The organism is Candidatus Symbiopectobacterium sp. (assembly GCF_020054415.1).
In the GTDB taxonomy this organism is placed as follows: domain Bacteria; phylum Pseudomonadota; class Gammaproteobacteria; order Enterobacterales; family Enterobacteriaceae; genus Symbiopectobacterium.
This window is the reverse complement of the sequence record NZ_JAHWCO010000521.1, coordinates 1-10,426: the sequence shown is the minus strand read 5'-3', so window position 1 is coordinate 10,426 and position 10,426 is coordinate 1. Positions and strand designations below refer to the sequence as shown.

Below are 10,426 nucleotides of genomic sequence, written 5' to 3'. Positions count from 1 at the left end.
CGATAGGCATAGTCGAGCTGGAAGGTGCGTTTGCATGACTGACAACGGTAACGCTGGTGGCCACTTTTGCCATAACCGTGTTTTTTCACAGGAGATGTCTGTTCACAAAACGGGCATCTTACATAAACTTTAGCCACTGTACTCCACATCCAAAACCGGATATGGTATACTGCAATCAACATGTTGAATACACGACCTAAAATTGAGTGAACTGGTCGCACACGTGCAGAACCCTCTTTTATTCCTGACGTGATCGACAGCATGATGCAGGTACCGGATGCAGCCAGCATTTCCACACTGTATTGGCTGGAGAGTATTCTGGGACGCAAGGTCGGCGCATCCACTGGCACCAACGTCTGGTGCATGTTGCAACTGGCTAATCATATGCGTACGCAGGGTAAACAAGGGGCGATTGTCACCTTGCTGTGTGACAGCGGGGAGCGCTATCTGGATACCTATTACAATGCCGAATGGATAGCGCAAAATATCGGCGATATCAGCCCGTATCTGGCGCAAATCAACGCGGGGCAATCACAGAATCAACGAGAGCTGATTTTGGCCTGATACCGAGTTAACGCTGAAAATGACGCGTTTTTGCTATAGCATGTACCTTTTATGTCACACTGGGCATATCGCCCTTGAGCATCAAAGGTAGAGCAATGACAAAACACGCGGTTGTCGTTTTCAGCGGCGGGCAGGATTCCACCACCTGTCTGATTCAGGCACTCAGCCTGTATGATGAAGTGCACTGTGTCACATTCGACTACGGTCAACGCCATCGGGCAGAAATCGATATTGCGCGCGCGCTTGCAAACCAATTGGGTGCCAAAGCACACAAAGTGCTGGATGTCAGTTTACTCAATGAATTGGCTGTCAGTAGCCTGACGCGCGACAATGTTGCCGTACCCGATTACGACGCCTCTGCGTCCGGTATTCCGAGCACGTTCGTGCCCGGACGCAATATTCTGTTTCTTACGCTGGCAGCCATTTATGCCTATCAAGTCGGCGCTGAAGCGGTGGTCACTGGCGTCTGTGAGACCGACTTTTCGGGCTACCCCGACTGCCGCGATGAGTTTGTCAAAGCCATGAGTCACGCTATCGTGCTCGGCATCGCCCGTGATATTCAGTTTATTACACCGCTCATGTGGCTCAACAAGGCGGAAACCTGGGCGTTAGCTGACCATTACCACCATCTTGATACGGTACGCAGCCAAACGCTGACCTGCTACAACGGGATTCAGGGCGACGGTTGTGGCCACTGCTCTGCATGTCATTTGCGTGCAAATGGATTAACGCAGTATCAGCAGGATCGGGTCGGAGTGATGGCATCAATGAAACGTAAAACCGGTTTGCAATAAGGTCAACCGAATAGCGGGGTGAGCAGGCTCGCCTCTCCCCCCCCCCGCATTCACTAGGCTAGCGTTGACTCATCAGATGATGGTAGCTGCATAACCGCCTGTAAATGCAACAACAACTCCCCCTCCAGCAGCAATGCTTTTTGAGTCGTCAGATCGATACATACAAAGGTTAAGGTAGCATCGACCACCGCAGCTTCATCCGTAGTACGCACCATCTTTTGGCTGATCACCCCACTTTTGGCATTCAGGTGCAACAACGCACTTTCGATACGTAACACGTCCCCTAATACCGCCGGGGTACGATAATTGATGTTGATATTGACCACGATAAACGCAATGCCGTGCTGTTGCATCCACTGGAAAGCGGGCAAATTCTCCAGCCATTGCCAACGCGCCTCCTCCATAAACTCCAGATAGCTGGCGTTATTGACATGCTGATAGACATCGATATGAAAGCCACGAACGGTAATGAAGGTATGCACCACGTAATGACTCCGAAACAGATTAACGCCATAAACTGGTTGGACCTGATGCTAAGGTTAGCAGAAAATAACGGCAGTGAATAACCTCACTTCCGCGCAGGTATCGCCCCAGAGAGCAGGATTACAACGCATCGGACGCTTACAGTGCGAGGCGTGCTCGATTATTATCAATCAGCGTCGGCCCGATGCCAGGCACCTCCTGCAATTGTGCAATGTCGGTAAAAGGACCATTCTCATCGCGATATTGAACTATCGCCTCCGCTCTGCGCGCGCCTATCCCTTGTAGCTGGGTCAATTGTTGTACGGTAGCCGTATTGATATTCACCGTTTCCTGTGCAGAATCCGTTGCCTGTGACGGCGGCGATGAGGCACCACCGTTTGTTACCACCTCTCCCGTTTGCGCCAGCGTCCCTGCGGTGAAAGTGGATAAGCCCAGGGCCAGACACAAACACAGCGCAGACATTCCTTTCCTTTTCATACGGTATCTCCCTATTGATTAATTGGCAGGTATAGGGTGCCGAAATAAGGGAGATCGTACAAACCACAGTGTTGAAATGTGGAAAAGGCCGCGTCAGCGGCCTTTTGTTATTACAACGGATTACAAATTAATGCATAGCTTATTGAGGTTGCTGCTCCTGAGCGGCGGCACCTAATTTGATGGTCGCTTCGGTGCGCAAGCTGGAAACCAAAGTATCAAACAGCGTCGTTACCGCACTCTGCTCAACCTGGCTGGTAAACTGTGCTTTCTGCTCATCAGTGATGGCGTGTGGTTTCACGCTATCCAGCGCAACCAGCACCACATTGCCCGCCTGATCGCGCGCAACACCGTGGCTTACTTTGTCCTGTTGCGGCACAGGCAGGGCAAACACGCTTTCTGCCAATACATTGCCCTGAGAAACTGAGGAGAGCGTCTCTGGCGCGCCAAAGCTGAGGTTGGCCGCTTTCAGCGAGTCGTCTTTACCTTGTTTCAAGTCAACTAGGATTTTTTCAGCCTGTAGGTTAGCCTGCTGCTGCGCTTTCTGCACTTTCAGCACCTGTACAATCTCGTCACGTACCTGATCCAGAGGGCGCGGCGTTTCTGCACGGTGATCGGTGATACGCAGCACGATCGCACGATCGCCATCGACACCGATCACATCGGAATTGCTGCCCGGAGCACCGTTATCGCCTAACAGGGTGCCACCGAAAATAGCCTGCGTCACCTGCTGGAAGTTCAGCTCAGCAGGCACTTGATCATGGCTAAACCAGGCCGTCTCAGCGGCTTTTTGGCCCGCCACCTCTTCGGCTGATGCTAATGACTCATTGTCGTTGCTTGCCGCTTCGCTGATTTTACGTTGCAGGGCAAAGAATTCATCCAGCGCTTTTTCACGTTTTGCTCTGACAGCAATGTCATCACGCACCACGCTCAACGGTTTAACCTGCGCGGCCTGAATGTCATCCAGACGTACAATCAGATAACCCACAGAGGATTTTACCGGATCGGAGAGTTGGCCTTTTTCGGTCAGATTTGCCTGCTGCAATTCATCGACCGTGGCATTGGCATCCATCCAGCCCAGATCGCCACCGTTACGGCGCGATACCACATCCTGCGATTTTTCTTTTGCTAGCGCGGCAAAATCGGCACCGCTTTTCAGTTCATCCAACACGGCACGGGCGTCCGCCTCGGTTTTGAGCTGAATCACGCTAAAGCGCTTGCGCTCAGGTTGGGTAAACTCTTGCTTATTCTTCTCGTAAAACGCCGCGATATCAGCATCAGTGATTTTCACACTGTCCATAACGCGTACGGCATCCAGCAGCAGATAGCTGACTTTGAAGGCTTCCGGATCGATAAAACGGCCTTTGTTGCTGTCGTAATAGCCCTTGACCTCTTCATCCGTCACGTTCAGCGTTTTGGCAATCGCCGCCACGTCAATCGTTGCCGTTCTCACCACACGATCCTGAGCGGCCTGCGCCACCAGACTGTCGATCTCTTTTGGCAGCGAGAATTGCGTCGCGCCCAGCCCCTGAATCAATTGCTGTGTGACCAGTTGCTTACGCAGCAACTCCGCGTAGCGATCCGGTGTCAGACCCAAACGACGTACCTGATCCAGGTACTTTTCGTTATCGAACTGGTTGTTGTTCTGGAACGCGGGAACAGCGAATATGGCCTGTTTGATCTGTGCATCGCTGATGTTAAGCCCGAGCTTACGGGCGTATTGGTCAATCAGCGCCTCATCGATCAGCTGCGAGAGCACCTGCTGACGCATCTGCTGCATATAGCCGTCATTGCCTGCCAGCACGGAAAAGTTTTCTCCCAACTGTTCCTGCATGCGGCTACGCTCGTTTTGCACCGCTTGTTCAAACTGCGCGCGACCGATTTCCTGCCCGTTGACTTTGGCGGCGTAATCTTTAGAGCCGCCGATAAGGTAATCACCCACGCCCGTCAATACGAAGGAGGCGACGATCAAGCACAGAATAATTTTCAGCACGACGCTATTAGCGGCCGCGCGTAAATTGTCCATCATAATGTGACAACACTCCGCTGTAGTATGGATAACACGCCCTGCGTTGGCTAAAACCACGCTTCACTACGCGTCTGGCAAACCGTAAGGCAGAACATGAACTGCCAGAGAGGAGAGCGGGAAAGACGTTACGCCGCCCCGCCCCGCCCCGCCCCGCAGGGTGATGGGCAGTGTTCGCCCGTCATAAAAAAGGCACATCATAAAATGATGCGCCCCCTATCTTACCTTACCTACACCGTGGCGTCAGGTAATGTTTGGTAACGTACTCGGATTACAGCACAAACCTGTGACGAGATAATCAGTTAACGGCGTCTTTCAGCGATTTACCGGCACGGAAGCACGGTACTTTTGCTGCTGGAATGCTGATTTCCTTGCACGTTTGCGGATTGCGCCCAGTGCGAGCTGCACGCTCACGCACGGAGAACGTTCCAAATCCTACCAGTGCAACGTCATCCCCTGCTTTCAGAGAATCGGTAACAGAACCAGTAATTGCATCTAACACACGCCCTGCTGCCGCTTTGGAAATATCAGCATCTGCGGAAATCTTGTCGACCAATTGTGACTTGTTCACTCTCTCATCCCCTCTGAAATCCTGTTGTCACGCTGAATATCCCAAAACGCGACACGTAGCTTTTTTCAATCCTGTCAAACCTTAGCACAGCGTACTGGCTAAGACTAACAGTGCCATAACTTAGCGGTACAAAAAAAACGCTGGCAAGCGCCATTTCTGCTGCCAGCGTGATTTTTTTCAAGGGTTTTTTGCGATATGTCACTCTTTCGCGGCCTTGGCGGGCACCGCTTTCGCCTTGGCAGGCGCTCGCTTGGCCTTGACAGGCTCCGGCTGCATACCGTCTGGCGGGTTTTGTAACGCTAACGCAAGCACTTCCTCGATACGTTTGACCGGGTGAATATCCAGGTCCGCAATCACATTAGCCGGAATCTCTTCCAAATCGCGTTTGTTTTCGTCAGGAATCAATACCATCTTAATGCCACCGCGATGTGCTGCCAACAGTTTCTCTTTCAAGCCCCCGATCGGCAATACTAAGCCCCGCAGCGTGATTTCCCCGGTCATCGCGACATCGGCACACACCGGGTTACCCGTCAGGCAGGAAACCAGCGCAGTACACATGGCGATCCCGGCGCTTGGGCCATCTTTGGGCGTTGCCCCTTCCGGCACATGCACGTGGATATCACGTTTTTCATGGAAATCGGCATTGATACCCAGTCGTTCAGCACGAGCACGCACCACGGTGAGCGCCGCCTGGATAGACTCCTGCATCACTTCCCCGAGTGAACCGGTGTAGGTCAATTTCCCCTTGCCCGGCACGCACGCGGTTTCAATGGTCAGCAAATCACCGCCAACTTCCGTCCAGGCCAACCCAGTGACCTGCCCAACGCGGTTTTCTTCATCCGCACGGCCGTAGTCAAAGCGCTGAACGCCAAGGAAATCTTTAAGGTTATCGCCCGTAATCTCAATATGCTTAACGGTTTTATCCATCAGCAGCGTTTTTACCGCTTTACGGCACAATTTGGAGATTTCACGCTCCAGACTGCGCACGCCAGCTTCACGCGTGTAGTAACGGATGAACCCGGAGATAGCACTGTCATCAACGGTCAACTCACCTTTCTTCAGTGCGTTGCGTTCAATCTGCTTCGGCAGCAAATGGCGCTTGGCAATATTGAGCTTCTCATCCTCGGTGTAGCCAGACAGGCGAATCACTTCCATACGGTCCAGCAACGGCGCAGGAATGTTCATCGAGTTAGAGGTCGCAACAAACATCACATCGGACAGATCGTAATCAACTTCCAGATAGTGGTCGTTGAAGGTGACGTTCTGCTCGGGATCCAATACCTCAAGCAGTGCCGACGCTGGATCGCCACGCATGTCAGAGGACATCTTGTCGATCTCATCCAACAGGAACAGCGGGTTTTTTACCCCAACCTTGGCCATCTTCTGGATCAGTTTGCCCGGCAGTGAGCCAATGTAAGTACGACGGTGACCGCGAATTTCCGCTTCATCACGTACGCCGCCGAGCGCCATACGCACGTACTCACGCCCCGTTGCCTTGGCAATGGACTGCCCCAGTGAGGTTTTCCCCACCCCCGGCGGCCCGACCAGGCACAGAATCGGCCCTTTGATTTTGCTGACACGACTTTGTACCGCGAGATATTCAAGAATACGCTCTTTGACGCGATCCAGACCGTAGTGGTCGGTATCCAGGGTTTCCTGCGCTTTGACCAGGTCTTTTTTCACCTTGCTGCGCGCATTCCACGGCACCTGAACCATCCAGTCGACGTAACTGCGCACCACTGTCGCCTCAGCGGACATCGGTGACATCATCTTCAGTTTTTGCAGTTCTGCTTCGGCTTTTTCCCGCGCTTCTTTCGGCATTTTGGCCGCTTCAATCTTGCGTTTCAGCGCTTCATGTTCATCCGGCGCGTCGTCCATCTCACCGAGCTCTTTCTGAATCGCTTTCATCTGCTCGTTGAGGTAATACTCGCGCTGGCTTTTCTCCATCTGCTTTTTCACGCGACTGCGAATACGTTTTTCCACCTGCAACAGGTCGATTTCCGATTCCATCATCGCCATCAGATATTCGAGGCGTTCCGTAATATCATACATTTCCAGCACGGACTGTTTGTCAGCCAGTTTCAGCGGCATGTGAGCGGCAATGGTATCCGCCAGACGTGCTGCATCTTCAATGCTGTTCAGCGAGGTCAACACTTCCGGCGGGATTTTCTTGTTCAGTTTGATGTATCCCTCGAACTGATTGACCGCCGTGCGCATCAGGACTTCCTGCTCACGCTCTTCAATCGCTGGTGACGAGAGATATTCCGCCTGGGCAGCAAAATGTTCACCACCGTCAGACAGCGTGGTGATACGCGCACGCTGCAACCCTTCGACCAGCACTTTGACCGTGCCGTCCGGCAGTTTCAGCATTTGCAGAATGGAGGCGACCGTTCCTACCGAGAAAAGATCGTTAATACTGGGTTCATCCGTTGAAGCCTCTTTTTGTGCCACCAACATGATCTTTTTATCGTGATCCATCGCGGCTTCAAGGCAACGAATCGATTTTTCCCGGCCAACAAACAACGGAATGACCATGTGCGGATAAACCACCACATCGCGCAACGGCAATACGGGGATTTCAATGCGTTCGGAACGCTCAGGGTTCATAGAGCTCTCTCTTAGTTTCGTTTCCGCCAGGTTAAAGGAATTTCGTGAAACTCGGATGTCACGGGTTTCGCCAACAAGTATTGGAGTATATGGGGATAAATATCCGACATTCAACGACCAGAACATGCGAAAAAAAATGGGAGATAAAATCTCCCATTTCAGACTGGTGACGACGACCCTTTAGGTACGTTTGTCAGGCGTGTAATTGACGATTTATTCGCCAGAGGCTTGCTGCGCTTCAGGTTTGCCGTAGATCAGCATGGGCTCAGATTGACCGGCAATCACCGACTCATCAATCACCACCTTATCGACGCTCTCCATGGAGGGCAGGTCGTACATGGTGTCCAACAGCGCCGCTTCAACGATGGAGCGCAAACCGCGTGCACCAGTTTTGCGCGCCATGGCTTTCTTGGCAATCGCCGTCAACGCTTCTTCACGGAATTCCAGCTCAACCCCTTCAAGATTGAACAGCGCTTGATACTGTTTGGTCAGCGCATTTTTCGGTTCACGCAGGATCTGGATCAGCGCATCTTCACTCAGTTCTCTAAGCGTCGCAACCACCGGTAAACGGCCAATAAATTCAGGGATAAGACCGAACTTGATCAAATCCCCCGGTTCTACTTGGCCCAGCAATTCGCCTTCGGTAGCCTTTTGTGCCGTACCCTTCACCGTTGCGGCAAAACCAATACCGCGACCAGTATCAACACGCTGCTCGATGACTTTATCCAGACCAGCAAATGCCCCACCGCAGATGAACAGGATCTTGGAGGTATCAACCTGCAAAAACTCCTGTTGCGGGTGCTTGCGCCCACCTTGCGGCGGTACCGCAGCGATGGTGCCTTCAATCAGTTTCAGCAGAGCCTGCTGCACCCCTTCGCCCGACACGTCTCGGGTGATGGAGGGGTTATCGGACTTACGTGAAATCTTGTCAATTTCGTCGATGTAGACAATGCCGCGCTGGGCTTTCTGTACGTCGTAATCGCATTTTTGCAGCAGCTTCTGGATGATGTTTTCCACATCTTCGCCCACGTAACCCGCTTCGGTCAGCGTGGTGGCATCCGCCATGGTGAAAGGCACATCCAGGAAACGGGCCAGCGTTTCAGCCAACAGGGTTTTACCGCTTCCTGTCGGGCCAATCAGCAGAATGTTACTCTTGCCCAGTTCGATGCCGTTGCTGCAATCGCCATTACGCAAGCGCTTGTAGTGATTGTAAACCGCAACCGCCAGAACCTTTTTCGCCTGCTCCTGACCAATCACATAATCATCCAGGTGACGGCGAATTTCATGGGGCGTGGGTAACGCACTGCGTTCACGATGGGGAGCCACTTCCTTGATCTCTTCGCGAATGATGTCATTGCACAGATCGACACATTCATCGCAGATATACACTGACGGCCCTGCAATCAGCTTACGGACCTCATGCTGGCTTTTGCCGCAGAAAGAACAGTACAGCAACTTCCCTGAACCGTCTTTGCGCTTGTCTGTCATCAGTAAACCTCTTATTTTATCTTTTGCCCGCAGGTCCAACAGCGATATCACTTCAACCTGAATCACGCGCAAGCGCGCATTCGTGAACCACAGGTACGCTATGGCCGGCGGCGTTATTCGCGGTGTATCATCACGGCGTCAACCAATCCATACTCTACTGCTTCATGGGCAGAGAGGAAACGGTCACGCTCAGTGTCACTATCTATCACTTCGAGAGGTTTGCCCGTATGTTCCGCCATCAGCTCATTCATACGTTGCTTCACTTTCAGTATTTCACGCGCATGGATTTCGATATCCGTTGCCTGCCCCTGGAATCCTCCCAGCGGCTGGTGAATCATTACGCGAGAATTCGGCAGGCAGAAACGCTTGCCCTTGGCACCGGCAGTGAGCAGGAAAGCCCCCATAGAGCAGGCTTGTCCCATGCAGATGGTGCTGACATCCGGTTTAATGAATTTCATGGTGTCGTAAATCGACATCCCTGCGGTGATCACACCACCCGGAGAGTTGATGTACAGATAAATATCTTTTTCCGGGTTTTCAGCTTCCAGGAAAAGCATCTGAGCAACGATCAGGTTGGCCATGTGATCTTCCACCTGACCCGTCAGGAAGATGATGCGTTCTTTAAGCAGTCGGGAAAAAATATCGTAAGAACGTTCCCCGCGCGAAGTCTGTTCTACCACCATCGGCACCAAAGCCATTTGGGGTGCTAATTTTTCTTGTTCGCCACTGTATAACATTCACCTATCCTCGATAAAATGCTTTTGGTGCCATGTATCAGATTCTACTTGAGATAACGACGGTTGACTATCACGGTCACCCCGACGTCCCCCTTAAGAACGACACCGACTCGCCAAAATCCATGACCACGCGCCTCTGTTTCTTCTAGTTGGGGCATTGCGCGCTATTTCAAGCTTACACTATCCTTTATTTTAGATTAAAGGGTTATCGTGCCCACCGCGTTTACAATGCTTTGCATAGCAAACCGCGTTTTGCATAGAAAATAATATGTCGCGCGCACAAGAAACAACACGGATTTTATCACTCGCGAAACGTTTCAATGCCACCCCCACACAGTTTTATCATAGTGCAATCTGGCACATCCGTGGCGATAGCTCTTTTCAAACGTAAATCAGTGATAACAAAAAGCCCACGCCAGAGGCGCTGGCTTTTTTTGGTCGTGTATTCAATATGTTGATTGCAGTGTGAAATGTCCGGTTTTGGATGTGGAATACAGTGGCTAAAGTTGATGTAAGATGCCCGTTTTGTGAACAGACATCTAATGGCTTTGTTGAATAAATAGATTTTATGCTGGCAGCCCAGCGAAACGACGGATCCTCGCAACGTAAAATCATGCAGTTAGGCCTCATGAGAAAAGTGTACACCTGAGATGACAAGCATTTTCAACCAAAACTGGCATGG

10 protein-coding genes and 1 pseudogene are annotated in these 10,426 nt (G+C 51.8%); 2 read left to right on the top strand and 9 right to left on the bottom strand.

Going from position 1 to position 10,426, the window contains the following annotated elements; genetic code table 11:
* Window positions 1–137 (bottom strand): IS1 family transposase (locus QZ506_RS15190; RefSeq protein WP_367273030.1); only part of this gene is annotated, 137 nt, incomplete at its 3' end.
* Between the two features lie 61 nt (window positions 138–198).
* Between QZ506_RS15190 and QZ506_RS15185 the strand changes: the two are divergent.
* Window positions 199–564, top strand: a pseudogene (locus tag QZ506_RS15185) (PLP-dependent cysteine synthase family protein); the annotation flags it as partial.
* A gap of 95 nt (window positions 565–659) precedes the next feature.
* Window positions 660–1,358 carry a 7-cyano-7-deazaguanine synthase QueC gene (gene queC / locus QZ506_RS15180; RefSeq protein ID WP_291972166.1) on the top strand — a complete coding sequence of 233 codons (699 nt, stop codon included), beginning with the start codon at window positions 660–662 and terminating at the stop codon, window positions 1,356–1,358.
* 53 nt (window positions 1,359–1,411) lie between these two features.
* On the opposite strand, the gene QZ506_RS15175 is transcribed toward queC, so the two are convergent.
* The 8 genes from QZ506_RS15175 to QZ506_RS15140 all read right to left on the bottom strand — a co-directional run bounded on the left by QZ506_RS15175 (window position 1,412) and on the right by QZ506_RS15140 (window position 10,348).
* Window positions 1,412–1,840: a YbgC/FadM family acyl-CoA thioesterase gene (locus QZ506_RS15175; RefSeq protein WP_291972164.1), complete on the bottom strand. Its 429-nt coding sequence runs from the start codon at window positions 1,838–1,840 to the stop codon at window positions 1,412–1,414.
* Window positions 1,841–1,979: 139 nt separating this feature from the next.
* Window positions 1,980–2,303, bottom strand: a complete 324-nt coding sequence (locus QZ506_RS15170) for a ComEA family DNA-binding protein (protein WP_291972162.1) — start codon at window positions 2,301–2,303, stop codon at window positions 1,980–1,982.
* A 154-nt stretch (window positions 2,304–2,457) separates the two neighbouring features.
* Window positions 2,458–4,344, bottom strand: coding sequence for a peptidylprolyl isomerase (ppiD, locus tag QZ506_RS15165; protein ID WP_291972160.1), 1,887 nt, complete (start codon window positions 4,342–4,344; stop codon window positions 2,458–2,460).
* 295 nt (window positions 4,345–4,639) lie between these two features.
* Complete coding sequence (gene hupB, locus QZ506_RS15160) at window positions 4,640–4,912, bottom strand: nucleoid-associated protein HU-beta (protein WP_291972159.1); 273 nt, start codon at window positions 4,910–4,912, stop codon at window positions 4,640–4,642.
* A gap of 198 nt (window positions 4,913–5,110) precedes the next feature.
* Window positions 5,111–7,519 (bottom strand): endopeptidase La, encoded by a 2,409-nt coding sequence (gene lon, locus QZ506_RS15155; RefSeq protein WP_291972158.1) that lies wholly within the window; start codon window positions 7,517–7,519, stop codon window positions 5,111–5,113.
* A gap of 213 nt (window positions 7,520–7,732) precedes the next feature.
* Window positions 7,733–9,007, bottom strand: a complete 1,275-nt coding sequence (gene clpX, locus QZ506_RS15150; protein WP_291972157.1) for an ATP-dependent protease ATP-binding subunit ClpX — start codon at window positions 9,005–9,007, stop codon at window positions 7,733–7,735.
* 113 nt (window positions 9,008–9,120) lie between these two features.
* Window positions 9,121–9,744, bottom strand: a complete 624-nt coding sequence (gene clpP / locus QZ506_RS15145) for an ATP-dependent Clp endopeptidase proteolytic subunit ClpP (RefSeq protein WP_291972155.1) — start codon at window positions 9,742–9,744, stop codon at window positions 9,121–9,123.
* Window positions 9,745–10,045: 301 nt separating this feature from the next.
* Entirely contained in the window at window positions 10,046–10,348 is a 303-nt protein-coding gene (locus tag QZ506_RS15140) for a hypothetical protein (protein WP_291972153.1), read from the bottom strand.
* Window positions 10,349–10,426: the final 78 nt, after the last annotated feature.